This window comes from Microvirga ossetica (assembly GCF_002741015.1).
Classification (GTDB): Bacteria; Pseudomonadota; Alphaproteobacteria; order Rhizobiales; family Beijerinckiaceae; genus Microvirga; species Microvirga ossetica.
Genome location: NZ_CP016617.1, coordinates 235,260 through 261,415 on the forward strand (window position 1 = coordinate 235,260; position 26,156 = coordinate 261,415).

Consider the following 26,156-nt stretch of genomic DNA (forward strand, 5'->3'; position numbering starts at 1 on the left):
GACCGAGTCGACCTTTGATTATTTCGGCAGCGCCACTACGACAGAGGCAGGTCGTCGCGCAATCCAAGCTGGTCAAGAAAGCGTAAGAGCTTTGGCCCGACGCCGCCTTGTTGCATGGACAGGCGATTTGGCTGCCGAGCCTGGAACGCATAGAAGGACGGTGCCTTCCAGATCTCGGATTCGACCGTGCCGTTCAAGACCAATGCCGCTCGCCGTCACCGCATTCCCAAGCAGCAGCACCGGGTCACGAACTGGGCGGAGTATGACACGGCCCTGCGCCAGCGCGGAAGCCTCACCGTCTGGTTCTCACAGGAGGCGATTGCCCCCTGGCGGGCCGAGCCTCGCACAACACCGGGCGTCAGCCGCATTACTCAGCTCTGGCGATCCGAACAGCCCTGACGCTGCGGGCGGTGTTCCGGCTGGCGCTTCGTCAAAGCGAAGGCCTGATTCGCTCGATCCTGAAGCCCCTGAGTCTGGATCTGGCCGTGCCAGATCATTCAACCCTGAGCCAGCGGGCCGAAACCCTGGAGGTACCAAGGCCATGTCTTAGCTCCGGAGGGCCGGTTCACCTGCTGGTGGACAGCACACGCCTGCAACTCTGTGGTGCCGGCGAATGGTTGGTCAAGAAGCATAGCACCCGAAGACGCCGCTCCTGGCGAAAGCTGCACATCGGTGTTGACACCGACACTGGGAAGATCCTCGCGGCAGATTGAGCGAGTTGTGAATTCGATGATGGCTCGCAGGTCGAGCCCTTGCTTGACCAGATCACGGCTCCTCTGGCCTCTTTCATCGGCGACGGAGCCTATGATCAGGCTGGCATTTACGACACCATCGCCAAGCGCGATCCTGATGCGCAAGTGATCGTTCCACCACGAGCGACTGCCGCGCCGGGCGTTGTCACGATAACTGCCAGCAAGCGCACTTAAGGCCGATTTGGTCGCCGGCAGGCTCAACCAGCAATGTTTGTCATAGCTTTCCACTCCGCCATGGCATTGAGGCGGTGCAGGCGTGTGGCAGGGGCGAAGCGGTTGGAGCGAGGTGGAACGAAAAGATTGCGGACGGCAGAGAAGACGCTGACGAACCGCTGCAGGTACCTGGGTGATCGAAAGCCTTGCATCACCCGCTCTCGTCGCCGGAAGGGCAGATGCGAGTTCTCCGCCCGATTATTAAGCCTCTTCTGCGAGCGGTGTTCGACTTCTGGCATGATCTGACGCTGTGCAGCAGCGTATGAGCCGAGCTTGTCGGTGATCATCCGTCGTGGAGGGCAGCCCTGCTTCCGCAAGAGACGCTTCAGCAAGCGCTTGGCGGCCTTGGTATCGCGGCGCGTCTGCACGACCTCATCGAGCACGTATCCATCCTGATCAACGGCTCGCCACAGCCAGTGTTTCTTGCCAGATGTCGTGGCGGCTCGGTGCCTTGCGCCTGAGGCGGCGGGTGTAAGCCGGCCCGAACTTCAGCGCCCATCGCCGGACGGTCTCGTAGGACACGACGATGCCGCGCTCGAGCAGCATCTCCTCGACCAGCCGCAGGCTCAGAGGAAACCGGAAATACAACCAGACCGCATGGGCAATAATCTGAGGCGGAAAGCGATGGCGTTTGTAGCTGTAGCTGACGGGTTTGCTCATGCCGGACCATCTACACCGCTCGATCTCATGTCCAGGTTAACGTGACAACGCCCGAAATACCTCGCCCTATCACTCCCGTAAGATGCTTCGTTTCATCGCCGGACCGGCATATTTTCGCGCCGGGAGAGTTCGATATCCTCAGCATCGAAGTAGCGGTCCAGCCATTCAAAGGCGTCTTGAATCAGGGCTCTGCGCGCTGACGGGTCCGGATGCCGCTTCGCGAGGCTCATGGCTCTCATGTAGCGGGACCAGCAGTAAATGCAGTTATTCATCGCACAGGCCTCCGTAAACAAATCCGAATGACTGCCCCATTCTATCTTGGGGTCTCTCGGCTATCTGTAGCCGAGATCACACTCGGAGTTGGCCCATGAAGCACCGGCCAGGCTTTACGGACCAAAATCTGATGCGCTACAGCCGCTTCATCAGCCGCGCCGCTGCCGCTCCGAGTCTGACTAATGAGCCGAGAGAGCATCAAGCGGAATGACCTGCACTGCCTGACCTGAGGCATCGACAATCTCCAGCTGCCATCCCTGCCACTCATCCGAGTTCAAGGGATCCTGGGCCCGAAGCTCTTCGACGGCTTCCATCGCGGAGACCACGGCGGCTTGGAGACTGGACGCCGTGATGCCCTCCTCGTCGCGGATCATGCTGTCGCCATCAGTGAGATTGAAGTAGTAACGCGCTGGCGCCGAAAGACCTGTAGCGGATCCAGCCGAAGTTCCGGCTGGCGGATCAATTTCGACAGCGTCTTCAGCAGGTGCCTGCTTGCCATTCGTGAAAGTTACCATGGCTCGGACACCTTACTGGACTGCTGGAGAGGCGAGGTTTTCAAGATCCACCCAGCCGGTGCAGGTTGGGATCTCAGGGACAAGGTAAGCGCGGCTTCCATCGAGCTTCTCAACGCGACATGGATAGGTTCTCTTGTCTCCTGGTGGACGGTACAATACCAAGCTCCCCGCTGAGACAACATCGCCTGAGACTGGCTCTAGGGAGGCTTGTGCGATTGGCCCAAGCTGCTCAAGGCCGAGGGTATCGCGAGAGATACTCTGCTCAGCGGCCCGGACGCGATCGAGAGCCGCAATAGCAAGGCGGGCGCGGTCCCGGTACCGGTCCATGACCAACTTCAGTGGGCCTCGCTCCTGCCCTGAATGCCAGGACACACCTCCCGCTTTGGCCAACTCTGCTGCTACGGCTTCAACCTCACCCTCTGTCATCGTCAGCCCTCCCACTTTCTAACTTAGGGCTGCATTCCTGTGCTGCAATCGCAACATTCTGATAAATTCCGTGATGGAATAAATCCGTACCTGCCTCCGTTAATATAGCATCTGACGTTACCCGACAGCAGGAGTGGCCCGTGGCCGACCCGCATACCTCCGAAACTCTTCACGGCAAGGCTTTTGACCCGTAGGGCGTGACCGATGCTAACCCGTCCTTTCAGTGTGCGTCTGCTCTCTTTGTGGCCTCGCTCGGCTCCTTCATCGGAGCAAGCCTTTTGCTGGCCAGTCTCTGAAAAGTACGCCGCTCCTTTAACCGAATGTGTTGGTGCAGATGGTAAAGACCCCGAGGCAACAGGTAAGTTAGCACTTCATGAACGCCATATTGCGTTGCGCCTCATAGGAGGGTGCTTGTGAAATACGAAATAGATTCAATGAAGCCTGCGAGTGCTTCTACTAGCAACGACCGGTCGGAGCGGGCTCTCGAATGGATGGGCCTGCTCCCGGCGATAGGCGTATGCGCATGGGTCATTCTCAATTTTGGTTGAGAAAATCACCTTCAAGCCAAGGCCAGCGTGCAATTGCCACCCAAGCTCATCGCTCGCCAATCTGCCTGCGGTTGCCTGCTCGATTGCGCCACTATTTACCACTGTCCTTGTTGCGTCCTCCGGCTTCCACGGCGCAGACCAAGATGAAGAGACTGAGAACGGCAGCCAGTTGGGCGAAGGCCTCGACAGCCGCTGGCACACTGTCGCGAAAGGGGCCACTGGCGAGAGCCGCGAACACCAGGATGGGAAGGGCAGCCCAAACGAGCATCAGCTCACCTCCACAGTTTCAGAGCTATTTTAGCATCACAAACTACTGCAGATCCGTCCCACACCCTGAGGCGCATCAATCTGCTCAGGCCGCTGACTATCGCTCAGGTTGTCTTCGGACAATTGCTACTGCTTGGTACCGGAGGAGCCTCTGGTTTGGCGGTGACGTCCGGTGGCTGCTGGAGGATGGCAATTGCACGAGCGACGGTGTCGTCAACGCGCTTGGAAAGCCATGAATCGTCTGTCTGAGCATCGTGTGTGCCCCAGCAAGGTGGTCGGGGAACGCATACGCTACGCAACCAACCCTTAACGCAGCTTAGGAGCCCGAGTTCCGAGCTCAACGTGCACTTGCCGCCGACCCATACCTGTTCAAACAAACGGGCCCCATCCTGAGGAGAGGGCCCGAGGTGACACGCAGTCACTCGCTAGTCGCGCTTTATCCGGGTTGTTGTCCCGCTGATTGGATCAGATTGTCGAGCGGAAGGATACCTCCGACATTCGGCTGACGGCTGGAGGTCTGCTTCCCAGGTGGTGTCTGTATCGTGGCCTCCATCCATTCAGGGCCGTGGCAGGGGCTCGGTCCAAGGAACCTCGTGATTGGCTGCCGTTGGGAACCCGCAGAAGCAGTCAGGCCAGTCGGCGTGCTGGTGACGGGCATTTCAGAGCGAGACATCAACCCATCACACAACCCCAAAGCCCTCGCCCTGGAGTTGGTTTCAGCGGGGCTGAAAAGAAAAGTTCGTAGCGAGTGCCCGGCTGGCCACGAGGTTTCTTATAGCTTCGCTGAAACCAGTTCACCGGTCCGTGAGTTTCGGCTGGAATATGCAAGACGAAGTGCACCGATAGCGCAATGGAGGAGATCCATGCTGCCGGACGATAAAAGAAACTGCACCGGATCAGCGCTGATTGGCCCCACTGTCCAGCAACAGCGGATCACCTTCTTCCTCGGCCATTCCCTTCGGAGCCATTACGAGGATGTGATAAAGGAACCTATCCCGGACCGTCTGCAAGCGCTCGCTGAACAATTGGAGCGAAGGGCATTCTTTGACGTTCAATAGGAAATTAAGTCAAAGTAGCAAGAAAGACCTTAACCTTCGTCCTGTGAGGAGACATTGCTCATGCCAAGGTACTACTTCGACCTCTATCAGGGGGCGCAACGCATCTCCGAAGATGCCTCGGGCTATGAATGTCCCAGTGACGAAGATGCCCGGCAGTTCGCCCGCATGAGCAATGGGTTGGTCGCTCTCGACCCGGTCTTGTCTAGTCCCTCGCAGAACCATCGCGTTGTAGTCTTGAACGAGGACGGGCAGAGCATCTTCACTATGTCCGTATCTCAAGCAGCCTTCTCTACAGCCGCTTCATCGGATGTCTCGCTTCTTTCCTGAGGCTGAGACCGCATTCTAACCTGCGAGATCCACCGTGACGTGCGAGGATTTGGTCGCGCCGTGCTTTTTGGATGAGCAGGCGCCACTCGCGGTTCCTGAGTTGAACCGTGAGCGAACTTTAAAGTATCTGGAGTGCTGCTATCAACAGGGGCTGTCATGGGAGGAGGCCAAGCAGCAGATCCAAGGCTTTCTGCAGCAAAAAGGTGTTCCCCACCAAGGGATTGTACGGCAGTTGCAACTCGCCAAGCCGCTGCTTCAGCCTTGGTTGGACTGACACTGCACCAAACTCAAAGCCGCCTCATCAGTCGTGCCGCCGCCATGGCGAGATGGGTGTCTAGCATCTCCTCAGCCGCATCATACTTGGCCACCCACCGTTCATAGGTCGCCCAGCGCATGCCTTTGGGCTTGGGCGGCAGAACCCATTCATCCGGGTCCTCATGCCCGAGGAGAACTGCCGTCACCTTCGCCTTGGTGCACTTGATTCCTGAATCGAAATCTCTTGGCTGAATCCGCCTCCTGCTCGGCGTTTTCCTCGCATGACCAGAATGCTTTTGTCAGCGAGTTCCCTTTCGTCCTTCTGAGCATTAGGTAGCGGACAGGACGTCTCAATGACTTTTCAGATCTAATAGAGCGCCCAAAGCCCGTCGACGGGCAGTAGGATCGCGGGCAAGTTCGGAGCAAGAGGCTCGGGAGCGGAATTCTCGCGGGTTGGAAACCGAGGAGAGCGCTTCAGTTTAACGACAGTGTCTCTGCCTGCCGCTCCGCTTGGCTTCGAGCTTGTAGAGGGTGGCCTGACCGATTTCTCTACGGATTTCAGTTGGAGAGTGCGGCGACGGGTCTGTGCCGTTGCTTCATCGGACAACTCGCGCTCCCTCTCGACTTGGGGTGGGAGAGACACCTGCCGAGCCTTACGTTGCGAGATATCGTCGTCTGTACCGGCTCCCCTGTTCAGCTTCGCGCCTCCCTGGAATGTATGGGTTGAAGGCTTGAGCAGGACAGGAGTGGTTTGGAAAAGTAATGCGGCGGGTACGAATTCTGTGCGGACTCCTACATCCGCGATTTGCTTCTTCAAAGCGTGCACGTCACGGAGTGCAGCAGCGGAATTCTCTTTCTCTTGACGGAGCACTTCCTGAATTGTAGCAGCGCTTTCGGCTTGGGCTTTCAGAGCTAAAATTTCTCGCTCGGAAGCGCCTAACTGCCGAGTGACCGAAGCGCTGCGCCCTCTCTCTTGTTTTAACTCGTCCTGCATCTTGGCCTTGCTCTCTCGGAGAGCAGAGAGTTGCTCCTGCACGGCCGTCAACTGCTGAGATGTGGCATCTGCTCGCTCTTTCTCTTGGGTGGCTGATCTGACCGCTGCGGCGGAGCTAACTGCGCTTGTCTGGAGCGTGACGAGTTCTCTTCTCAGAGCCTCAAGCTTGCGGCCCGCAGATTTTACGGCATCTCTTTCCCGCTCAAGAGCCGGTCGCAATTCGTCTTTTTCTGCGGCACTCCCCTTGAGAAGCACAAGTTGCTCTTGGGCTTCTGCCAATTTTGCCGTCAGTTCCAACAGTGCAGCTTTACCCTGTTCCGCCTCTTTGGCATGCTCATCTCTCGTGTCAGCGGCTCTTATGGCGTCCTGCGTCATTGCTGCGAGCTGGCTTCGCACGAGGCTCAAGTCATTTATCCCTGAAGCTGTCCGCCCTTTTTCCTGCTCCAGTTTATGCTCAAGCTCTACTACTCTGGCCTCCTTTTCCCTTAAAGCTGCGACTTGCTCTTGCACTGCGTGTAGCTCTTGTAACGCTTCTTCGGCACGCACCCTCTCTTTTTCGGCAGCATCGCCCGGTGCGCCTACTTTGCCCCCATTTGCTCCCGGGTCAGCGACTGGGATGCCCTGAGCCAAGCGGGTGTCTTGCCGCTCACGTGCTACAGCCTGCAGCAGCTTCTGCAGTTCTGGATCTTGCATACTATCACTGATGATTATCGCGAGTGTCCCTGCATTTACAGCAGCTTCAAGCCTCTGCCGTGCTCCGGTTAAGTCCTTCTGCCGCAGCAATTCTCCAACATCGGCAGCAAGCTCGGTTCTTTCAGGGCCTGTTAAAAGCTCCTGGAAAAGCGAGATCCATTTCCTTTGCGGGGCTTCGACATTAGGGGATATTGCAATGTCCTGTTCCGCCGAATTAGGTGTTCGTTGTGTACCGTCTGGTGCATGGCCCTCTCCAATCTGAGGCGGATGGGGAGTGGCTCCACCAATCTCGTCACCTGCGAGACCGTGCGAAGAATACGCAAACACACCTACAGCAACGACAGTGGGTATAAGGCTCCGCCATCCGTGTCGCACCCTCGGTACGTGGTGGCTGTAGGCTGAGGCACCTGAAGGCCAAATGCTCTGTGACACCATGTGAGCCCTCCAAAAAGGTCGTTCGTAGGTGCAATTCCGGCGGAGTACTAAAGTGTCCTGAAAAGTCCACGATGTTGCAGAGTTGTATGTTGGCTGCTGCTAAGTCAGCTCTCACTCTGTCGCGGCTGACCCGCTATCAGCGGAGCGCCACCACTGCGCCGGACGCATTGAGCCGGCATGAAATGCGAGACTGGCGGACTTGGCGTGCATTCGCCCGAGCGTAAACAACTCTCACTTCAAGGGGAGCCGTGAGTCCTCCGTCCGGTGTGCGGCTCGCTTGCCCGACACTGCCTGCATCCACCTGCACAGCTCCATAAGGAAGCGCTGCCGTCACAATGGACGTGCGACAGGCTTGGACAATCTGAATTGGGACACCTGCTCGCCGGACGAGGGGCTCCACAAAGTCTGCAGTTGCAGAGCCCGATGTCTCAAGACGCGGCACGAGGGAGAGCGGCAGGGCCAATGCGGCACTGCTTCCTCTGACCCCGAGCGATGGCGGTATAGTTGCTGCGACCGAAACAGATGGCGCGGATCGTAGACTTGCAGCAGTTGGCGTTGCTGATGACCTTACGGCAGTCGACGCAGCTTGGGAGTTTGCAGCGGCTGGCGCTGCTCGTGAACTTGCTGTGCCTGCCGTATCTGGTGCTACGGACGTGGATGCTGAAGCCGACGCTCCCCCAGGTTTGCCGCTGCTGTTGTTGCTGGCCTGATTGCTTGTGCCTCCAGTGCTCCCGGCGCCTTTGGCACCAGCGCTGCCTCCGCTTCCATTGACTTGGCTGGGGCTGCCACTATTCCCGGCACTCTGATTATTGCCAGTTCCAGCGCTCCCACCGCCTTTGCCGCCACCGCCGGCATTTCCGCCGTTGCCTTGGCTACCACTGCCACCACCACCGGTGCTTCCACTGCCTTTGCCGCCCCTACTTCCACTGCCCTGACCACCGCCTTCGGCATTTCCTCCGGTGGTTCCGTTGCCCTGACCGCCACTGCTACTGTTCCCGCCACCTCGTCCTCCACCTCCTCCGGCATTTTCGCTGCTCTTATCACTGCCGCTGTTCCCATTACCCGGGCTGGAACCACCGTCTTTGCCGCTACTATTTCCGTTGCCTCCGCTGTTCCCGGTCCCTTGACCGCCCCCTCCGTCTCTTCCGCCGTCATTGTGATTACCCTGACCACCGCCGCCGTTACCTCCTTCACCTCCGCCCTTGGCGAAGACAGGCTGAGTGGCAAGCACCACAATTGTGATAACCGAAACGAGAGAGACCCGAAGCATGGCTCCTCCTGATGATTGCGCCGGACACACGCGGTTGCGCAGATTTCTGTGGTTTGGTTCTAGGCCGCCCTGTTCTCAGAGGTGCCACTTTCACGCGCTGGTTGCGAGGACAGCTCTACAGAGGGTGCCGGTTGGAACAGCCCAAGAGATCCGCCGCTAAATCGATTGCGCTCTAGCAACTGCCGTGGAGCGTACATTTTTTGTATGCCCCGCACGCAACAGCAATCTATTACTGCCCTGAATTGTGGCTTCGCCGTGCATCATCATTGGCAATTCGGGAGGATTATCCATTTGGATCCGCTCAAAGGCTGAACCGAAGCGGTTCCTTGTCACTCCCTGCTGGAATCCGCATGCCCAATTCATCTGCCTAAACATACTCCCCAGGTGTGCGGGCATGAAGTAAGGTGCCTTTGGTGACCTATCGGGACTTCTTGGCTAGATCCGCTTCATCAGCCGTGCCGCTGCCATGACGAGCTGCGCATCCAGCATTTCCTCGGCAGCATCGTACTTGGCCACCCACCGCTCATCGGTCGCCGAGCGCATGCCCTTGGGCTTGCGCAGCACATCCCATTCATCCGCGTTTGCATCCCCGAGTAGAGCCGCCTTCACCTCATGATGGAGGCGATTGCGGGAGAGCCTCAGCCGGTGCCGCCTCCAGCCCACGTTGACCGAGTACCTGCCGCAATTCCTCACTAAGGCTGTTAAACGGAATTGCCTCATACTGAAACACCGTTATGCAGCGGCCTTCGATGCTGGCCATGACCATAGCGTCAGCCGACGATGGGCGCCCTTCGGTGGTTTGGGCACTCGCTGGGCTACGACGCTCCTCACCTGGACTCCCTTCCTTCCTCAGGACGATGACGTACCAGACAAATCCAGCTTTAGCCGCTTCTGCTAGCATCTGCGCTCTTTGCTTCGCCTCATTCAACGCCTTTCGTCGTTCCTCGATGGACTCGCCTCGGGTGAAGGCGAGATTTGGAGGCGTGTCACCACTTTCGCCGTATGGATGGACGAAATTCAAGGTCATCCTCAAGCTGTCGACCCTGACCTCCCTGACCGCAAGTGCCGCGGCCTCCTTTCGCCCCTGGACGAACTCACGGACGGCCACATCACAGGCGCGGAACTCATCCTGTTCTTGCGCCGCTCGGGGTGGCGCCCGCTCCTGAGCAGCAGTGCCACGTTTTCGAGGTGTTGCGCCCTCGGCTCCTGCGGAAACAGCTAAGGCAAATGCGATGGCCAATGGAAGAATCTGCATCATGGCTCCATCCTCCCATAACAGGGAAGAACATTGCCAACCCGACCAATGCCCAAGCTGCTTCGGGCTAACGGCTCGTCAGCCGAGATGGCCACCGTTGATAGACTAACGTTTTGGCAGGATTTTAGTTGCTAAGCCTTTGAAGTGTATTCGAAATCCTCGACCTCTTCCTTCAGGTCGCCGTCTAAACTGCCAATTGCTCCATGGCTTTCAAAACTTGGAGCATGGGATCAACTTTCGTCCTTGTGCTTAAGCGCTCGGATTGCAGCAGCAAGCTCCCGCAATAAGTGAACCGCGCCGAGTTTTCCGGAGGCTGATTGGCTTGGATTTTACGCGGCCATCGGCATGACCTCAAGCTGGTGTGGAACGGCACCGAAGGTTGACCCCTGGCGAGGGCAGCGCAACGCCTTGGTTTAGCGACTCAAACTGGAAACTCAGCGGGTCACGATCGGCACCGATCATGACCCCACTGGCGCTTTGAATTCGCCAGCAAAGTCATGCACTTCATGGCAGTCGGCTCAAGGGTCCGCATTCGATGCTGATTCACAGGCTGGGCGACGCACGGTCAGTCCATACATGGGGTCACCTCTGACGGTCCCATGCCCTTCAGGAAGGTCTGCTGTGGCGCGATTAGCTGACCTCAGCCCTACGTCTCAGATGTGCCATAAGCATTCTCACGGTTAAGGCCGGCACACTCATCTTGTTCGCGGCGGTCCTTCGAGTGCACTTACAATCTCACACGCGGCAGTCTGCAAGTCTCCGAGATGTCGGGAGGCAAAGTCCTCAACTGAAAACGCTGTCTTGATCCAGAGCAGGTTGATGGAGCCGTAGACCCGCCGCTGTCCTTGCAACGGAACCGCAATGGCGGCCAGTTGGTCGTTGATAGGCGGGGCTCCGTGAGGACCGCCTGTGAAGATCGGATCGCGCGTGCCGTACCCCCTTTCACGCGTCCGCGCCAGAATGCGCCCCAGTCGTTCGGGTTCCCTTGCAAGTTGATCATCGGGCAGGTCGGAGCTTACAAGTCGGCTTACAATCCGCTTTCGCTCCTGTTCGGGGCAGAAGGCCAGATAGGCTCGCCCTACTCCGGTCAACAGCCATCCAACTAATTGCCCGACGCGGTCTCTACGGCCAGGATGCGGAAAAAACGGGCTCTGAAGCTGGCTCGTCTCTCGCCGCTCCATGTAGGGGCTTGTCACGTTTGCAGCTTGCTGACGGCATTGCATCGGCTTAGCTGTTCGATATGACCTCACCATTCTACTCCGGCTACCGCTTCCCCAGCGACATCATTCAGCGCGCGATCTGGCTCTACCTGCGTTTCACCCTCAGCTACCGGGATGCCGAGGAGCTCCTGGCCGAGCGTGGGGTCGAGGTGTCTTATGAGACCATTCGGCGCTGGGTGCTCACCTTTGGACCGGTGATCGCGCACCAGCTGCGGACCCGACGTCCTAAGCCTCACAGTCGCTGGCACCTGGACGAGATGTTTGTTCGCATTGGAGGCAAGCAGATGTATCTCTGGCGCGCCGTTGATGCTGAAGGCGAGGTCCTCGAGGTGCTGGTTCAAGCGAAGCGCGACAAGCGAGCCGCCCTGAAGCTCATTCGTAAGCTCCTGAAGAAGCACGGCACCGCTCCAACAGAGTGGGTCACGGACAAGTGTCCCGCCTATGGAGCTGCGCTTCGAGGCCTGAAGATCCAGAGGGCCGTTCATACCCAGGCCAAGCGGGCCAACAACCGAGCGGAGAGTTCGCACGTGCCGGTGCGACGACGAGAGTGGAAGCTGCAGGGGTTCAAGTCACCCGGCTCGGCCCAGCGGTTCCTCACAATGCATGCAGCGATCTACAACACGTTCACCGTTCCTCGCCATCTCACGACCGCCCGAACGCACCGGCTCCTCCGAGCCGAGGCGTTCGCCACGTGGCGCGAAGCTGCGGGTATAGTGGCATAGCGAGGGACATGTGGCAGATCCCATTTCGGTCAGACCCCGCAATGTGACAAGCCCCTATGAGTCGCCTCCGGAATCTCCTGCCACCATGGCTCTGAGGGCTCGACGCGAGGGATGGAGCAAGTTCGAAGTGTGTTCTCCTGGCACTGAAGAGAAGTAAAGCGAACGTCGGCGTTGGCACCGTGAGCGGCCTTCTACACGGCCGCACTGCGGCTGTCACAATAACCTAGGTAGGAGGGCGAAGCGTGTCGACCGAAAGTCGCTCGCCAGCTCGCTGCGGCGAGTTCCTCCGGGCGCAAAGAGACGCGGCCCGCACATTCAGCACGATCCCAAACCGCGCCTAATCCGGGGCGCCGAACAGATGTGCGAGGTCGTTCAGGGCCTCCTTCGGCAGCGACGCGTGGCGCTGGTCCGCGACGGCCGCCTGCCCCAGAAAAGCCCAGTAGAGGAACACGGCCCGATGGGCTGCGCGCGTGGTGTCCACGCCAGCATCGACCAGCAATCGGGCAACGCGGGCGATCCGTCGGTCGTCCACGGCGGCAACAAGGCTCGCAACATCCTTGTCGTGGGCGGCCCAAGACCGGACGGCGCGGTCAAGCTTAGGCTGCCGACCGAAGGCGTCGTGCAGCAGATCCCGCAACCGGCCTGGGTCGCCCGGCCTGGCATCCAGCGCATCGATGATCTGATCCGTCGACGTTTCCTGCCAGTGCTGCAGGAGCTGGCTCCGGAAGTCCTCGATGTCCTGGAAATGCCAGTAGAAACTGCCACGCGACACGTTGAGCGCAGCGGCCATCGGGCCGACCTTCAAGGCGCCCGGCCCAGCGTTCGCCAGCGTCCGCAGGCCCTGCTTCAACCAGTCCAACTTTGTTCGCCGATCGCCCATGGCTGCACCATACACATGTGTATTGACTCGTCCAGCCATTGGGCTATGGTCATCACCATACAGAGGTGTATGGTGATGACCAGACACGACGCCGCTCTCATCATCGCCGGGCTCATCGGCAGCTTTGGTGCCGTCGTGCACGGCATGCTCACCCAGTCTCGTATCGTCGATCCGGTTCAGGAGCTCGCGGCTGCCCGGATCAGTGCGCAGGTCCAGCGGCTTGTGACGCTCCTGCTGCAGTTCAGCACCTTCAACTGGTTCATTGGCGGGCTCGCGCTGATCGTAGCCGCCTGCACGTTCGGGCGGGAGGCCAGGCTGGCAACGGGCTTGCTGGTGGGAAGCTCGTACCTGTTTGCCACCCTCGGCAATCTCTGGGCTACCCGAGGGCGGCACCCGGGCTGGATCGTCTATGGAGCCGCGCTCAGCCTGACCCTCTACGGGCTCGCCGAAACCAGCCTGTGAGCGCCCGCCGGGCTTCGCGCTGAACCAGGTCGTGTGATCGTCTGATGCAAGCACAGGGAGGCCGACATGAAGATTCTGGTCGCCGGGTCATCTTAACGTCAGCCGCTACGCTGATTTATGCACCAATGTCACCTCGACCGGCTCATTCTCGCCCGCGAGCTGATTGGTCGGGTGACGACCAAGACCCGCAGCAATTCCAAGCTGCCAGCCCTGCTCGAGCTGTTCCTGTCGCGCCTGCTGGTGACGGTGCCCCTCGCGGCCAAGCTGTTGCAGGTCACCCCAAGGCCGTCGACCTGATGCTGGCGCAGCTCGGCGGGGCGCTGCCACGCGAGCTCACTGGCCGCACCCGCTATCGCGCCTGGGATATCGTGTAAGGCTCCCCAATAACATCTCATCCCCGAATTCTGAGCCATCTTGACCAATTCAAAGCCTTCAGTCCCGGAAGCGACATCGCAGCGGCCAGAGATCAAAAGGCCCAGCGCGAATTCAGGCTGGAAGGCTCGGCAATAGAGGCGTAAAATCGCTTTCTGGGATGGCGCGGCCTGTGTCCGAAAGCCACCCATTGCCAGGATTGCGCCGTTGCAGGAACTGGAGCGGCAACGTCGTCGCCTCATTGGGCGCACGGGCGAGGAACGCCGAGAGGACACACGCGAGAACGGTGCGCTGATCGACAATCGGTCCTGATCACTCCTCCAAGTGGGAAGACAGGCCTTATCCGATATCAAGTGGAGGGGACGCTCCATGCACAGCACTTCAACCCGCCGCCATATCCTCGCTGGCCTCACTACGACCGGGCTAGCCGCCCTGCTCGATGCCCGGAGAGCCTCCTCGGAGGAGGCTCCGCTTGATACCACCACCGTTCGCTTCTCGAAATCTCCTGGGATCTGCAACGCACCGCAGTTTGTGGCAGAAGACCTGCTCCGCGCCGATGGGTTTTCCGACTTCCGTTACGTGGATGCAGTGGCCGGTCTAACCGCGACCGCGATGCTGGCCCGCAGCGAAGTGGACTTTGTTGTTGAGTTCGGAACCGCTCTGGCTCTGCAGATCGATCAAGGGGCGCCCCTCAAGATCCTCACCGGCGTGCATGTCGGATGCTACGAACTTTTCGCGCATGAGGGCATCAATAGTGTCCTCGACCTGAAAGGCAAGACTGTCGGCGCCGGGCAAAATCTGGGGTCCGACCCGCATGTCTTTGTGACAGCAATGGCGACCCATGTCGGGCTTGATCCGCTCAAGGACATCAATTGGGTGACGAGTGACGTCAACCCGATGGAGCTGTTCACGCAGGGCAGGATCGACGCCTTTGTGGCCTTTCCGCCAGAGCCGCAGGAGCTCCGCGCCCGCAGGGTCGGCCATGTCATTGTCAACAGCATTCTGGACCGCCCCTGGTCCCAATACTACTGCTGCATGCTGGCCACCAATGCGTCGTATCTGGAGAACTATCCTGCGGCCACCAAAAGGGTTGTGCGCGCTGTTCTCAAGGCGACTGATCTGTGCGTCTCGAATCCCGAGCAGGTGGCCACGCTCTTGGTGAATGGTGGCTATACCAAGCGGTACGATCCCGCCCTTCAAGCCCTCAAGGAGATCTCCTACGCCAAATGGCGGGACTACGACCCGGAGGATACGATCCGGTTCTACTCCTTGCGCCTGCATGAGGCCGGCATGATCAAGTCGAGCCCACAGAAGATCATCGCCAGCGGCACCGATTGGCGCTTCCTCAATGAGATCAGGCGTGAGTTGAAGACATGAGCGGGCGGCTTGCATCCCTTCTGCTGGCAGCACTGCTGTCCTGCCCGGCGCAGAGCCACGACGCACCGCACAATCAGCGCTTACCGGTCATACGGACAGCACCGGACTTTACCCTGACGTCGCAGGATGGCAATCGCGTGTCGCTCCACGATTTCCGTGGCAAGGCGGTCGCTGTCACCTTCATCTTTGCGTCCTGCACGGACACCTGTCCGCTGCTGACCGACAACATGGCGCGCGTACAGGACAAGCTGGGTTCCGTGTTTGGCTCTAAGGTCGCCTTCGTGTCGATCACCGTCGATCCCGAGCGCGATACGCCCGAAGCACTGAAGCAATATGCGCAGAATTTCGGCGCCAACCTGAAAGGCTGGGCCTTTCTGACCGGTGACCCCGTTGTTATCCGTGAGGTTGAGCGAAAGTACGGCGTCTTCGCGAAGAAGACCGCGTCCGGCGACATCGACCACACCTTCCTGACGTCACTCATCGACCCGAAGGGAAACCTGCGTGTGCAGTATCTCGGCGTCCGGTTCGACCTGGAGGAGTTCCGCGGTGATCTTCTCAAGCTCCTCGATGAGGCCGAATAGTATCAGGAACTGGCTGGTCGGCTGGGTCGCCCGGTTGCCGGCGCGCGTTCAGACCAAGCTGCTCGCCGCGTTTCTCTCCATCGTCGGGCTCCTCATCGTGCTTGGCGCGGTGGGGTTGCAGGTGCTAAGCGGGGTCAACGAGCAAACTGATGTGCTGATCCGTCAGCAGCGCAAGATTGCAGCCTACCATCAGGTCCAGCACGATACCACGAGCCAGCTCTACAGCATCTCGACCGCACTCCTGCTGCAGGAGGACCGAATGCTCGATGCAGCGCTCCGTCAGCTCAGGCAGTTCGGCTACGATCTCGATCGCATGGAATTCATCGCCCGGGACGAGGCCGAGCTTCTTGCTCAAGTCCGCCAGGACTATGACCGCCTGACGGCTGAGGTGACACGGGTGGTGGACTTCATCCGCACCGGCCAGAGGGATGAAGCGCGGACAACGCAACTGGCACAGATCATGCCGCTGGCGGATCGTCTGGAACGGCTGACGAACCAGTTGGTCAACATCGCCGAGGCCGACATGGTGGACGCGATCGAGACGACCGAGCGGGCCTACGCCACCTCCCGGGCCGTCGTGATCTCGTTTGTCATCGGCAGTATCCTGTTGGCGCTCGGCCTTGGTTACATCATCTCATGGTCGCTAATCGAGCCGGTCAAGGAGATTGAGACCCATCTCAGCCAGATCGCGGCCGGCGACTTTGCCCAGAAGGTCACGATCGCCAATCGGGACGAGCTCGGCGTGCTCGCTCAGAACGTCAATCGGACATCCGAGCAGCTCGGGCAGCTTTACCGGCAGATCGAGGCACGCACGCGAGAGCTCACCGAGGCGCTGACCTACCAGACCGCCACCGGTGAGGTACTCAAGGCCATTAGTCGTTCGACGCTTCACCTGCAGCCCGTGCTCGACACGTTACTGGAGACCGCCGCTCGGCTGTGCAGGGCCAACCGGGCCCTCCTGTTCCGCTTGGATAACGGACTTTACCGGCTCCGGGCCTCGTACGGCTTCTCTGACGAGTTCAAGCAGTTCCTTGAGAACAACCCCATCAGTCCGGATGCGATCGGCACCATTGTCGGGCGCACCACCACGGAGCGACGCGTCCTCCACTATGAGGATATCGAGACGGACGACCGTTATATGTGGAAAGAAGCCCAGGCCTTCGGGGGCTTTCGCACCGTACTCGGTGTGCCCCTGCTGCGGGATGGGGAACCGATCGGCGCGATCGTGCTCTCTCGCCCCTATGTCGAACCCTTTACCGACAAGCAGATTGATCTGATCACGGTCTTTGCCGATCAGGCGGTGATTGCCATCGAGAATGCCCGCCTCGTCAGAGAGCTGAAGGAGCAGTCCGCCGCACTGGCCGCCTCGGTCGAAGAGCTAAAGGCTCTTGGTGAGACCGGTCAGGCCGTTAGCGGCACCCTCGACCTGACCCAAGTCCTCGATCTGGTCTCCAGCCGGGCCATGGCACTGGGCCAGGCGGATGCCTGTGGGCTGTTCCGCTACGATCGAACGAACCGTGCCTTCGTACTATGGCGGGCGAGCGGCCTTGATGAGGACTTTTCGGAGCGGATCCGCCACATCCGGATCCTGGAGGTCGAGACAGCTATGGGACGTGCGATCCAGCAGCATGGCCCGGTCGCCGTCAGCGATATCATGAAACTGCCGAACTGGCCGCTGCGCGATGCCGCCGTCGGGGCCGGAATCCGGAGCGTTCTGGTTGTTCCACTCGTCCGGGCGGAACGGGTCTTCGGGACGCTCGTGCTGATGCGGCGGGAGCAAGCGGAGTTTCCCAGGCGGACCGTCGACCTGATGCAGACCTTCGCGAACCAGTCGGTGCTCGCCATCCAGAACGCACGGCTCTTCCGCGAGATCGAGGACAAGAGCCGTCAGCTCGAGATTGCGAGCCAGCACAAGTCGCAGTTCCTGGCCAACATGAGCCATGAGCTGCGCACCCCTCTGAATGCGGTCCTCGGCTATACGGAGATGCTGCTCGATGGCGTCTACGGCGACGTGACTGGCGAAGCTCACGAGATCTTGGAGTACATTCAGGCGAACGGCCAGCACCTTCTGGCGCTCATCAATGACGTGCTCGACCTCTCGAAGATCGAGGCCGGGCAGCTTGCGCTGGCGCTCGATGAGTATGCCGTCCAAGGCGTCATCGAGGCCGTGGCCTCTGTCGCCCAACCGCTCGCCCAGACCAAAGGCCTCGACCTGAAGGTCGGCATCGCGGGGGATCTCCCGCTGGGACGGGGTGATGAACGGCGGCTCACCCAGGCTCTCCTCAACCTTGTCGGCAACGCCATCAAGTTCACCGACGCAGGCTCGGTCACAATCGCCGCAACGGCGGTCGGTGACCTGCTGGAGCTAGCTGTGACTGACACTGGCCCGGGAATTGCCCCGACCGACCAGGAGCGGATCTTCGATGCCTTCCAGCAGGTCGACAATTCCTCAACCCGGCAAAAGGGCGGTACGGGTCTGGGGCTCGCGATCTCACGGCGCATCGTCGAGATGCATGGCGGGACGATCTCTGTGGAATCTGTCCCGGGGCAGGGTTCCACTTTCCGGATCAGGATCCCGCTTCAGGCTGGCGAAGTCATGGAGGCGGCGTGATGAAGCGCATCCTGGTGGTGGAGGACACCTGGCACAACCGCAAGATGCTGCGCGATCTGCTCACGCGGGCAGGCTTCGAGGTGCTGGAGGCGGTCAATGGCGAGGAAGGTATCGCCCAAGCCGAACGACACCGGCCCGACCTGATCCTGATGGACATCCAATTGCCGCTGGTGGATGGCTACGACGCGACGCGGCGCATCAAGGCCAATCCGGACCTGCACCACATTCCGATCATCGCCGTCACCTCCTATGCCCTTGCTGGCGACGAGGCGAAGACGCGTGAGGCTGGCTGTGACGGGTATGTCGCCAAGCCGTTCAGTCCACGCAATCTGCTGGCGAAAGTCCAGGAGTATCTCGCATGAAGAGGACACCCGGCCATGCGTGATTTACCTCTTATTCTCGTGGTCGACGACACGCCGCAGAACCTTGACCTGATGACGCGTCGGCTCAGGAGCCACGGCTACGAGGTTGCGACGGCCGGCGACGGCGAGGAGGCGCTTGCCCGGGTAGTGGAGCTCGAACCTGATCTGATCCTTCTGGACATCATGATGCCCAGGCTCGACGGGATCGAGACCGTCCGGCGACTAAAGGCCGACGCCGCGCACCGGCACATCCCCGTCATTCTCGTCACCGCCAAGTCGGACCCGCGGGACGTGATCGAAGGCCTCGATGCCGGTGGCGACGACTATCTGACCAAACCGATTGACCATGCCGCGTTGCTGGCGCGGGTCCGGTCCATGCTGCGGATCAAGGCGCTGCACGACACCGTCCAAGACCAGGCCCGAGAACTGGCCACCTGGAACCAGCGACTCGAGCAGCGCGTCACCGAGCAGGTTGAGCAGATTGGCCGAATGGAGCGCCTGCGCCGGTTCCTGCCACCGCAAGTGGCGGATCTCGTGGTCGCAGGGCGGGGAGGAGCGGATCCCCTGGAGAGCCACCGGCGTGATGTCACGGTCGTGTTCGGGGATCTACGTGGTTTTACGGGCTTTGCCGAGACGGCGGAGCCGGAGGAAGTGATTACCGTGCTCCGGGAGTATCATACTGCGATCGGGCAGCTCGTGCTGCAGCTCGAGGGGACTCTGGAGCGCTTTGTCGGGGATGGCGTGCTGGTGCTGTTCAACGATCCGCTCCCGCAGCAGGATCATGCCGAGCGCGCGGTGAGGCTGGCGCTCCACATGCGCGAGCGCATTCATGTCCTGGCCGAAGGTTGGCGGAAACGAGGGCATGATCTCGGCTTCGGTGTTGGCGTTGCCCGAGGATACGCGACATTGGGCAGTGTTGGCTTCGAGCACCGGCAGGAATACTCGGTCATCGGCACGGTGCCAAACCTCGCATGCCGTTTATGCGGCGACGCGAAGCCTGGCCAGATCCTGCTGAGCCAGAAGGTCGTGGCTTCGGTCTACGGGAGGATTGAGGTCAGTCCGGTTGGCGATCTGACGCTAAAAGGGTTTCACAAGCCGGTCCCAGCCTTCGAGCTCGTCTCATGGTGTGGGTCGTGTGACGAGTCGAGACACGAGGCAGCTGGTGAAAGAGTCGAACAAGGAGACGTCCTTTGAGAAAACCAAGACGCCTCCCGCTCCTGGCTCACAGATGCGCTGTCATTGAGGAATATGCCCACGAAACGCGGACGATTGCCGTCGAAGGAACAAGCCAGCTTACTTCAGCACGTTCCTGTGCGAGCAGAAGGTTTGAGCTGGCTGATCCGAGATCAACCGGAGGAGGCGCCCCATGAATACCATTCAGACCCGCCGTCATGTCCTAACCGGCCTCACCGCCATCGGGCTTGTTCCACTGTTGAAACGTCCTGGAGCCTTCGCCGAGGAGGCTGCGCTTGAGACAACCTCTGTCCGCTTCGCACGGTCTCCGGGAATCTGCCTGGCACCGCAATTTGTGGCCGAAGAGCTGATCCGCGCTGATGGGCTCTCGGACTTCCGCTACGTGGATACACAGGCCAGCCTGACCTCGATAGCGCTGGCGGCGCGCGGTGACGTCGACTTCGTCGTCGAGTACGGAACTTTACTTGCCATTCGCATCGATCAGGGAGATCCGATCAAGGTGCTCAGCGGCGTGCATGTGGGCTGCTACGAGCTGTTCGCGCATGAGGGCATCAACAGCGTCCTCGACCTGAAGGGTAAGAGTGTCGCTGTGGGGGTGGCCCGCGGATCGGATCCGCACGTCTACGTCAGTGCTATGGCAAGTTATGTCGGGCTTGATCCGCTCAAGGACATTGTTTGGGTGACGAGTGACGTCAACCCGATGGAGTTGTTCGCACAGCACAAGGTTGATGCATTCCTTGCGGGACCGCCCGAGCCCCAGGAACTGCGCGCTCGCAAGATTGGCCATGTCATCCTCAACAGCCTCCAGGACCGACCCTGGTCACAGTATTTTTGCTGCATGCTGGCCGCCAATGCAGCTTATGCCGCGAAGTATCCAGCAGCCACCAAGAGGGTCTTGCGCGCTGTCCTCAAGGCCAATGATCTGTGCGTCTCGGAGCCGGAACGTGTGGCCAGGCTTCTGATCAGCGATGGGTATGCCACACACTATGACTTGGCTCTGCAGACGCTCAGGGACATTCCTTATGCCAAATGGCGGGAGCTCGATCCGGAGGACACGATCAGGTTCTTCTCGTTGCGGCTTCGTGAGGGAGGTATGATCAAGTCGAGTCCGCAAAAGATTATTGCCACTGGCACCGATTGGCGCTTTCTCAATGAGATCAAGCGTGAGTTGAAGACATGAGCGAGTGGTCGTTGCACACCCGGTGACGGAATGGTCTCAGATGATCCTTCCAACGCACCGGGCCGCCATCGAGGCTCGTGCCGGATGAATGTATGGTAAAGGTCGGCATGAGAGGAGGCGAGAAGGTCTTTGTCTGCCAAGCGGTTCGATAGGTGTTTCTTTGCAGCCTGTCATACTGACCATCATTTGGAAGGGAGGTTCTCATGCATACCCTATATGCTGGACCATTCAGCCGACGGAGGTTCCTTCGTGGGATTACGCTGGCGGGGACAGCGGGGCTCCTGGGCTGGCACCCCACGCGAGCCGCTGCGGAGCCGCCGCCTGAAACGACGCGGATCCGGCTCGTCCGGATTCCCAGCATCTGTCAAGCCCCTTCGTATGTAGCCGAAGAACTGCTGCGCAGCGAAGGGTTCACCGAGGTGCACTTCCTCCGAAAAGAGGGAACTGCAGACATCGAGTCGGCCCTCGCCTCCGGTGAAGCCGACCTCAATGGGCATTTCGCCGCCCCGCTCCTTCTCCGCCTGGAGGCGGGGGATCCCATCATCATCCTGGCGGGACTCCACGTCGGCTGCTTTGAACTGTTCGGGACGGATCGGGTTCAGACGATCCGCGACCTCAAGGGGAAGACCGTGGCCGTGCCGGCGCTCGATTCCAGCCGATACGTCTTTCTCGCCAGTATGCCGGCGTATGTGGGCCTGGACCTCCATAAGGACATACACCTCGTCACGCATCCGGGACCCGAGTCCATCCGGCTCCTAAGTGAGGGGAAGATCGATGCCTACCTGGGCTTTCCCCCCGAACCGCAGGAGATGCGGGAGCGGCAGATCGGCCATGTGGTGATTGACAGCACCGCGGACCGGCCCTGGTCGCGATACTTCTGCTGCATGCTGGCTGGGAATCGGGAGTTCGTCCGCACGTCTCCGGTGGCCACCAAACGCGCCCTCCGCGCCATCTTGAAAGCGGCGGATTTCTGCGCCAGCGAGCCCGAGCAGTCCGCGCAGTTCATGGTGGATCAGGGTTATACTAAGCGCTATGACCATGCCCTCCAGGTCATGAAGAAGCTCCCCTACGGTCAGTGGCGTGAGTATAGCGCTGAGGACACTCTGCGCTTCTACGCCCTGCGCCTCCACGAGGTCGGGATGCTCAACAGCAGCCCCCAGAAACTTCTCGCCCAGGGCACCGACTGGCGATTCTTCAACGAACTGAAGAAGGAGCTGAAGGGATAGCGCTTGTTGGGCGCGTAAGTGTGGATATCTGCTGTTGACTGTGAACCAGCATCGAATGCCGCCCTTCAAGCTGACTGTCTCACTGAGCACTCTGGCGTGAGACAGGCGATCTCATGATTTCAGCGACTTAGCCTGTGTTGTGAGACGAAAGCTTGGACATTTAACCTGAGATTCTCGGTGGCTTTCGGCATGGCGTTGTCACGTTAACTGGCGCCAGGCGCACTGGGGCCAATTTGGTTGTCGGAGAGGCTCAAGCAGCAATGTTGGCCATAGCCTTCCATTCCGCCATGGCGTTGAGGCGGTGCAGATGGATGGCAGGAGCAGAACGGCGGGAGCGGGGTGGAACGAAGAGATTGCGGACGGCCGAGAAGACGCTGACGAACCGCTGCAGGTAGCTGGGCGATCGAAAGCCTTGCATTGCCCGCTCTCGTCGACGGAAGGGCAGATGCGAATTCTCCGCCCGATTGTTGAGCCCCTTGTGCGAGCGGTGCTCGACTTCTCGCATAACCAGGCGCTGGGCGGCCGCGTAGGAGCCGAGCCTGTCGGTGATCATGCGCCGGGGTGGGCAGCCCTGCTTGCGCGAGAGACGCCTCAGCAAGCGCTTGGCAGCCGTGGTGTTGCGCCGGCTCTGAACGATCTCATCCAGGACGTATCCATCCTGATCCACCGCCCGCCACAACCAGTGCTTCTGGCCAGAGATCGTGACCACGACCTCATCGAGGTGCCAGATGTCGCGGCGGCTTGGCGTCTTGCGCCTGAGGCGGCGGGCGTAAGCCGGCCCGAACTTCAGCGCCCAGCGGCGGACCGTCTCGTAGGAGACGACAATGCCGCGCTCGAGCAGCATCTCCTCGACCAGCCGCAGGCTCAGAGGAAACCGGAAATACAACCAGACCGCATGGGCGATGATCTCAGGCACAAAGCGATGGCGTTTGTAACTGACAGGCTTGCTCATGCCGGACCATCTACACCGCTCGAACTCATGTCCGGGTTAACGTGATGTCGTGGATGGCGCCCTCCACCAGCGTCGACGTGCCAGAATGGGCATGTTGAAGAACCGGAGAGGATCACTTCCATGTCTGAGATTGCCACGATCGGCCTTGATATCGCAAAGAACGTCTTCCAGCTGCACGCGGTGGACAGGAGTGGAAAGATCGTCCTGCGCAAGGCGCTGCGGCGCAGCCAGGTGCAGGGGTTCTTCAGCAGGCTGCCGCCTTGCCTGATCGGGATGGAGGCCTGCGCGACGGCTCATCACTGGGCTCGGACGCTCATGGCTTTCGGGCATGACGTCCGTCTGATCCCGCCCGCCTACGTCAAACCCTATCTGCGCCGGCAGAAGAATGATGCCGCGGACGCGGCGGCGATCTGTGAGGCCGTCGCGCGGCCGTCGATGCGCTTCGTCCCGGTCAAAAGTCCACAGCAGCAAAGCACTCTCATGCTACACAGAGCCCGCGATCTCCTGATCGGGCAGCGAACTGCCCTGATCAATGCCTTGCGCGGTCACTTTGCAGAGTTGGGCATCGTGGTGGCGCAAGGCGCTCGCAACACGCGCCAGCTGATCGCCTTACTCCACGAGGAGGCCAATCCAGACTTCCCCGCGGCAGCTCGAACTGCGCTTCAGCCTTTGGCCACGATGCTGCTCGGGATCGAGACGCAGATTGCCAAGCTCGATAAGGCCATTCTGGCGGCCCATCGCAGCGATCCGGTCAGCATGAGACTGGCCGCCATCCCCGGCATTGGTCCGATTGTCGCTTCCTGTCTCGCGGCCAGCGTCCCGGACGCCAGCCTGTTCCAGGGCAGCCGGGAGTTCGCAGCCTATCTCGGCCTCGTGCCGCGGCAGCACTCAACCGGCGGTAAGGCGAGGCTGGGCTCCATCTCCAAGATGGGCAACCGGCACTTGCGCAAGCTGCTGGTCGTCGGTGCGCACGCTGCGCTCTACAGCATGAAGTCTGGCAAGACCAGGACGGCTATGGCTGACTGGGCCCGGTCTCTGCTGGCCAAGAAGCCGTTCAAGGTGGTCGCCGTCGCCTTGGCCAACAAGATGGCCCGGATCGCCTGGGCGGTGATGGCCAGGAGCACGACTTACGAGCCCGGGAGCAAGGGAGTTGCAGCGTCGGCGGCATAGGCGACCAGTTCAAACGATCTGCCCATAGGGCATCCCAGTTGGCACGGTGACGATGAGATGATGTGAAGCCAAAGCGGATATGGACCGCCGGATCTGGCAAACCCGTGACGTTGTCTTGCGTCAGTCGAGCGCGATAATGTGAGAGGGACCAGCTTCCAGCGTAAAACATCAGGGCCGGCGGTCATGAAGCACCGCGTTCAAAGGCCGGAGACATGACTGCACCCGCCCCGCTAGGCCTAAACGTCAACAACAATCACATTGCCAAACGGGCGCCATCCAGACATGACAACATCCGGATTCGAGCGCCGGTTGGAGTACTCTGTCATCGGCACAATTCCAAACCTCGCCTGCCGACTGTGCGACGAGGCAAGGCCGGGGCAAATACTTGTGACCGTCTCTGCAAGACAAAATCGAAGCTACTCCAGTCGGTCATTTAACGCTGAAGGGGTTCCATAAACCCGTCTCAGCGTTCCAACTCACCTCATCTCGAGGGTCACTCGACGGTAGAGCGCGCGCAAAAATCGCTGAAGAGGATGTGCAGTCTCCCTGATGCCGAAAGGCAGCATCCGGGGTATTTACTAGTGCAGCGATGCTGTCTGTCGCGTGCCGGGAACGGAATTCGATCGAGGACTCTCCGATCGAGCGAATGTCGCTGATGGCAACGGTCTGACCTGAGCCCGACGGAATGTGCTGAAGGTCTCGCCTAAAGAGAGCCGCTTGATCATCGGGCGGAAGGCGACCGGTGATCGAAGCCAACCACGTGGAAGACATCCTCGCGGGTGGAGGCAGCTATGTGCCGCCACAAACGTGCGCATGCATTGCAGCTGCAGCAAGTGGGCGTTGACCGAGAAAAGGGTCAGCCTCCAAGTTCACGTCGAACCTCATTGAGGAACCGCCAGTCGGCTCCATCTGCGATGATTTTCGCGGGGCTCGATTTCAGCATCCCCGATTCGCGCAGCCGAAGCGCGTAAAAACGGATTGTGTCCTCGGGATCATAATCACGCCAGCGGTTGTACGGCACGTCCGCAAGCGTCTGAACCGCATAGTCCAAGCGCGGCGTGAAGCCCCTATCTACCATACGCTGCGCAACAAGGGTTGGCTCGCTCACGCACAAATCTGTCGCCCGCAGCATGGCACGCACCACACGTTTAGTAGCGATGGGATTTTTTCGGACAAATTCTCGATCCCCCGCCAACATGCAGCAAAAATATTGCGACCAGGGACGATCCTGCGCACTGTTGAGGATAACATGACCGATGTTCTGCGCACGCAAACGCTGTGGTTCTGGAGGAAATCCGAGGAAGGCGTCGATCTTGCCCTCGGTAAACAACTCGATAGGTTTGACCTTCGCGCTCGTCACCCACTCGATATCCTTGACGGGATTAAGTCCAACAAGCGTCGCCATCGCGCTGAGGAAAACGTGTTGGGGTGACTCAAGCCCCTGAATGCCGACGGTTCGACCCTTCAAACCGGCGACGCTGCGTACGTCCTCCTTGGCGGATAGCTCGAAACAGCCGACATGAACCCCCGCCAGAACGGTAACGCCAAGGCCCCGTTCGATCGCAAGAAGAAGTGGACCAGAGAAATCCACGTTGAAGTCGAGATCTTTCCCCAATGTTTTATTTTGGTACACACCGCTACCAAGTTCAACGTAGCCAGCATCAACGTAAACGACGTTTGTGAACCCCTCGGCGTTTAGCAGGTCGCTTACCACGTACTGTGGGGCTATGCAGATGCCCGGGCTCTTCACGAGGCGGATTGTCGTCGTCTCTGGGGGCGGATCATCGATCACTTCTGCCCTGAGCCGAGCCGCAGTGCTCCAAAATAGCGCGGTCGAGCCAGCACATGCCCCAGCCAATAGCAAGTCGCGACGATTCGGATGCATCAGGACCTCCTCGAAATCGGC

At 59.9% G+C, this 26,156-nt stretch carries 27 protein-coding genes and 2 pseudogenes; 17 read left to right on the forward strand and 12 right to left on the reverse strand.

Annotation, left to right across the window (positions count from 1 at the left end; all coding sequences use genetic code 11):
• Positions 1-186: 186 nt before the first annotated feature.
• From BB934_RS49445 to BB934_RS49455, 3 genes are read left to right on the forward strand one after another with little or no spacing between them, the layout of a single operon-like run.
• Positions 187-399: a hypothetical protein gene (locus tag BB934_RS49445; protein WP_237050542.1), complete on the forward strand. Its 213-nt coding sequence runs from the start codon at positions 187-189 to the stop codon at positions 397-399.
• Positions 396-713, forward strand: a complete 318-nt coding sequence (locus BB934_RS49450; RefSeq protein ID WP_237050511.1) for a transposase — start codon at positions 396-398, stop codon at positions 711-713. Before BB934_RS49445 ends, BB934_RS49450 begins: the two co-directional genes overlap by 4 nt.
• A 39-nt stretch (positions 714-752) precedes the next feature.
• The gene (locus tag BB934_RS49455; RefSeq protein ID WP_237050467.1) at positions 753-926 is read left to right on the forward strand and encodes a hypothetical protein; all 174 of its coding nucleotides are present in this window, start codon (positions 753-755) and stop codon (positions 924-926) included.
• A gap of 23 nt (positions 927-949) precedes the next feature.
• Here the strand turns inward: BB934_RS49455 and BB934_RS28865 are convergent.
• From BB934_RS28865 to BB934_RS47455, 4 genes and pseudogenes are all read right to left on the reverse strand, one after another.
• Positions 950-1,625: pseudogene (locus tag BB934_RS28865) on the reverse strand (IS6 family transposase).
• A 92-nt stretch (positions 1,626-1,717) separates the two neighbouring features.
• A complete protein-coding gene (locus BB934_RS47450; protein ID WP_157934381.1) occupies positions 1,718-1,855 on the reverse strand; it encodes a hypothetical protein in 138 nt (45 codons plus the stop codon).
• Between the two features lie 222 nt (positions 1,856-2,077).
• The gene (locus BB934_RS28870; protein ID WP_237050468.1) at positions 2,078-2,413 is read right to left on the reverse strand and encodes a DUF6894 family protein; all 336 of its coding nucleotides are present in this window, start codon (positions 2,411-2,413) and stop codon (positions 2,078-2,080) included.
• A 1,065-nt stretch (positions 2,414-3,478) separates the two neighbouring features.
• The gene (locus BB934_RS47455) at positions 3,479-3,655 is read right to left on the reverse strand and encodes a hypothetical protein (protein WP_157934382.1); all 177 of its coding nucleotides are present in this window, start codon (positions 3,653-3,655) and stop codon (positions 3,479-3,481) included.
• 640 nt (positions 3,656-4,295) lie between these two features.
• Here BB934_RS47455 and BB934_RS47460 point away from each other — a divergent pair.
• The 3 genes from BB934_RS47460 to BB934_RS28890 are packed head-to-tail and all read left to right on the forward strand — an operon-like array spanning position 4,296 to position 5,313.
• The gene (locus BB934_RS47460; RefSeq protein WP_157934383.1) at positions 4,296-4,712 is read left to right on the forward strand and encodes a NepR family anti-sigma factor; all 417 of its coding nucleotides are present in this window, start codon (positions 4,296-4,298) and stop codon (positions 4,710-4,712) included.
• A 60-nt stretch (positions 4,713-4,772) separates the two neighbouring features.
• Complete coding sequence (locus BB934_RS28885; protein ID WP_099513401.1) at positions 4,773-5,039, forward strand: DUF6894 family protein; 267 nt, start codon at positions 4,773-4,775, stop codon at positions 5,037-5,039.
• Positions 5,040-5,073: 34 nt separating this feature from the next.
• Complete coding sequence (locus BB934_RS28890) at positions 5,074-5,313, forward strand: hypothetical protein (RefSeq protein ID WP_099513402.1); 240 nt, start codon at positions 5,074-5,076, stop codon at positions 5,311-5,313.
• Positions 5,314-5,326: 13 nt separating this feature from the next.
• On the opposite strand, the gene BB934_RS47465 is transcribed toward BB934_RS28890, so the two are convergent.
• The 5 genes from BB934_RS47465 to BB934_RS28905 form a co-directional block, all read right to left on the reverse strand.
• Entirely contained in the window at positions 5,327-5,500 is a 174-nt protein-coding gene (locus BB934_RS47465; protein WP_157934384.1) for a hypothetical protein, read from the reverse strand.
• A gap of 161 nt (positions 5,501-5,661) precedes the next feature.
• Positions 5,662-7,308 (reverse strand): coiled-coil domain-containing protein, encoded by a 1,647-nt coding sequence (locus tag BB934_RS28895; RefSeq protein WP_157934385.1) that lies wholly within the window; start codon positions 7,306-7,308, stop codon positions 5,662-5,664.
• Between the two features lie 753 nt (positions 7,309-8,061).
• Positions 8,062-8,610: a hypothetical protein gene (locus BB934_RS28900; RefSeq protein WP_157934386.1), complete on the reverse strand. Its 549-nt coding sequence runs from the start codon at positions 8,608-8,610 to the stop codon at positions 8,062-8,064.
• Positions 8,611-9,121: 511 nt separating this feature from the next.
• Positions 9,122-9,250 carry a hypothetical protein gene (locus tag BB934_RS50280; RefSeq protein ID WP_257792378.1) on the reverse strand — a complete coding sequence of 43 codons (129 nt, stop codon included), beginning with the start codon at positions 9,248-9,250 and terminating at the stop codon, positions 9,122-9,124.
• A gap of 46 nt (positions 9,251-9,296) precedes the next feature.
• Positions 9,297-9,944 carry a hypothetical protein gene (locus BB934_RS28905; RefSeq protein WP_099513405.1) on the reverse strand — a complete coding sequence of 216 codons (648 nt, stop codon included), beginning with the start codon at positions 9,942-9,944 and terminating at the stop codon, positions 9,297-9,299.
• 1,237 nt (positions 9,945-11,181) lie between these two features.
• On the opposite strand from BB934_RS28905, the gene BB934_RS28910 reads away from it, so the two are divergent.
• Complete coding sequence (locus BB934_RS28910) at positions 11,182-11,883, forward strand: IS6 family transposase (RefSeq protein WP_099513406.1); 702 nt, start codon at positions 11,182-11,184, stop codon at positions 11,881-11,883.
• Positions 11,884-12,220: 337 nt separating this feature from the next.
• On the opposite strand, the gene BB934_RS28915 is transcribed toward BB934_RS28910, so the two are convergent.
• Positions 12,221-12,742: a TetR/AcrR family transcriptional regulator gene (locus tag BB934_RS28915; RefSeq protein WP_237050469.1), complete on the reverse strand. Its 522-nt coding sequence runs from the start codon at positions 12,740-12,742 to the stop codon at positions 12,221-12,223.
• A gap of 96 nt (positions 12,743-12,838) precedes the next feature.
• On the opposite strand from BB934_RS28915, the gene BB934_RS28920 reads away from it, so the two are divergent.
• From BB934_RS28920 to BB934_RS28960, 9 genes and pseudogenes are all read left to right on the forward strand, one after another.
• Positions 12,839-13,225, forward strand: coding sequence for a hypothetical protein (locus BB934_RS28920; RefSeq protein WP_099514251.1), 387 nt, complete (start codon positions 12,839-12,841; stop codon positions 13,223-13,225).
• A 117-nt stretch (positions 13,226-13,342) separates the two neighbouring features.
• Positions 13,343-13,599: pseudogene (locus BB934_RS28925) on the forward strand (helix-turn-helix domain-containing protein).
• A gap of 367 nt (positions 13,600-13,966) precedes the next feature.
• Positions 13,967-14,974, forward strand: coding sequence for an ABC transporter substrate-binding protein (locus tag BB934_RS28930; protein WP_099513408.1), 1,008 nt, complete (start codon positions 13,967-13,969; stop codon positions 14,972-14,974).
• Positions 14,971-15,555, forward strand: a complete 585-nt coding sequence (locus BB934_RS28935) for an SCO family protein (protein ID WP_099513409.1) — start codon at positions 14,971-14,973, stop codon at positions 15,553-15,555. The genes BB934_RS28930 and BB934_RS28935 overlap by 4 nt, the downstream gene beginning before the upstream one ends.
• Positions 15,542-18,166 carry an ATP-binding protein gene (locus BB934_RS28940; RefSeq protein ID WP_099513410.1) on the forward strand — a complete coding sequence of 875 codons (2,625 nt, stop codon included), beginning with the start codon at positions 15,542-15,544 and terminating at the stop codon, positions 18,164-18,166. Before BB934_RS28935 ends, BB934_RS28940 begins: the two co-directional genes overlap by 14 nt.
• On the forward strand, positions 18,166-18,528 hold the full coding sequence (locus BB934_RS28945) for a response regulator (RefSeq protein ID WP_173909538.1): 363 nt from the start codon (positions 18,166-18,168) through the stop codon (positions 18,526-18,528). The genes BB934_RS28940 and BB934_RS28945 overlap by 1 nt, the downstream gene beginning before the upstream one ends.
• 15 nt (positions 18,529-18,543) lie before the next feature.
• Positions 18,544-19,722 carry a response regulator gene (locus BB934_RS28950; protein ID WP_099513412.1) on the forward strand — a complete coding sequence of 393 codons (1,179 nt, stop codon included), beginning with the start codon at positions 18,544-18,546 and terminating at the stop codon, positions 19,720-19,722.
• Positions 19,723-19,894: 172 nt separating this feature from the next.
• On the forward strand, positions 19,895-20,902 hold the full coding sequence (locus BB934_RS28955) for an ABC transporter substrate-binding protein (RefSeq protein ID WP_099513413.1): 1,008 nt from the start codon (positions 19,895-19,897) through the stop codon (positions 20,900-20,902).
• A gap of 203 nt (positions 20,903-21,105) precedes the next feature.
• Positions 21,106-22,128 (forward strand): ABC transporter substrate-binding protein, encoded by a 1,023-nt coding sequence (locus BB934_RS28960; RefSeq protein WP_237050471.1) that lies wholly within the window; start codon positions 21,106-21,108, stop codon positions 22,126-22,128.
• A 250-nt stretch (positions 22,129-22,378) separates the two neighbouring features.
• Here the strand turns inward: BB934_RS28960 and BB934_RS28965 are convergent, their stop codons facing one another.
• A complete protein-coding gene (locus BB934_RS28965; RefSeq protein WP_099513414.1) occupies positions 22,379-23,080 on the reverse strand; it encodes an IS6 family transposase in 702 nt (233 codons plus the stop codon).
• Positions 23,081-23,200: 120 nt separating this feature from the next.
• On the opposite strand from BB934_RS28965, the gene BB934_RS28970 reads away from it, so the two are divergent.
• Entirely contained in the window at positions 23,201-24,250 is a 1,050-nt protein-coding gene (locus BB934_RS28970) for an IS110 family RNA-guided transposase (protein ID WP_099513289.1), read from the forward strand.
• 856 nt (positions 24,251-25,106) lie between these two features.
• Here BB934_RS28970 and BB934_RS28975 read toward each other — a convergent pair.
• Complete coding sequence (locus BB934_RS28975) at positions 25,107-26,135, reverse strand: ABC transporter substrate-binding protein (RefSeq protein WP_099513415.1); 1,029 nt, start codon at positions 26,133-26,135, stop codon at positions 25,107-25,109.
• Positions 26,136-26,156 lie beyond the last annotated feature (21 nt).

Bases quoted from the DNA above. Each gene is read 5' to 3' on its own strand.
- BB934_RS47450 (WP_157934381.1), bottom strand. From the start codon at position 1,855: ATGAGCCTCGCGAAGCGGCATCCGGACCCGTCAGCGCGCAGAGCCCTG.
- BB934_RS28870 (WP_237050468.1), bottom strand. From the start codon at position 2,413: ATGGTAACTTTCACGAATGGCAAGCAGGCACCTGCTGAAGACGCTGTC.
- BB934_RS47455 (WP_157934382.1), bottom strand. From the start codon at position 3,655: ATGCTCGTTTGGGCTGCCCTTCCCATCCTGGTGTTCGCGGCTCTCGCC.
- BB934_RS28885 (WP_099513401.1), top strand. From the start codon at position 4,773: ATGCCAAGGTACTACTTCGACCTCTATCAGGGGGCGCAACGCATCTCC.
- BB934_RS28905 (WP_099513405.1), bottom strand. From the start codon at position 9,944: ATGATGCAGATTCTTCCATTGGCCATCGCATTTGCCTTAGCTGTTTCC.
- BB934_RS28910 (WP_099513406.1), top strand. From the start codon at position 11,182: ATGACCTCACCATTCTACTCCGGCTACCGCTTCCCCAGCGACATCATT.
- BB934_RS28920 (WP_099514251.1), top strand. From the start codon at position 12,839: ATGACCAGACACGACGCCGCTCTCATCATCGCCGGGCTCATCGGCAGC.
- BB934_RS28930 (WP_099513408.1), top strand. From the start codon at position 13,967: ATGCACAGCACTTCAACCCGCCGCCATATCCTCGCTGGCCTCACTACG.
- BB934_RS28935 (WP_099513409.1), top strand. From the start codon at position 14,971: ATGAGCGGGCGGCTTGCATCCCTTCTGCTGGCAGCACTGCTGTCCTGC.
- BB934_RS28940 (WP_099513410.1), top strand. From the start codon at position 15,542: ATGAGGCCGAATAGTATCAGGAACTGGCTGGTCGGCTGGGTCGCCCGG.
- BB934_RS28945 (WP_173909538.1), top strand. From the start codon at position 18,166: ATGAAGCGCATCCTGGTGGTGGAGGACACCTGGCACAACCGCAAGATG.
- BB934_RS28950 (WP_099513412.1), top strand. From the start codon at position 18,544: ATGCGTGATTTACCTCTTATTCTCGTGGTCGACGACACGCCGCAGAAC.
- BB934_RS28955 (WP_099513413.1), top strand. From the start codon at position 19,895: ATGAATACCATTCAGACCCGCCGTCATGTCCTAACCGGCCTCACCGCC.
- BB934_RS28960 (WP_237050471.1), top strand. From the start codon at position 21,106: ATGCATACCCTATATGCTGGACCATTCAGCCGACGGAGGTTCCTTCGT.
- BB934_RS28965 (WP_099513414.1), bottom strand. From the start codon at position 23,080: ATGAGCAAGCCTGTCAGTTACAAACGCCATCGCTTTGTGCCTGAGATC.
- BB934_RS28970 (WP_099513289.1), top strand. From the start codon at position 23,201: ATGTCTGAGATTGCCACGATCGGCCTTGATATCGCAAAGAACGTCTTC.
- BB934_RS28975 (WP_099513415.1), bottom strand. From the start codon at position 26,135: ATGCATCCGAATCGTCGCGACTTGCTATTGGCTGGGGCATGTGCTGGC.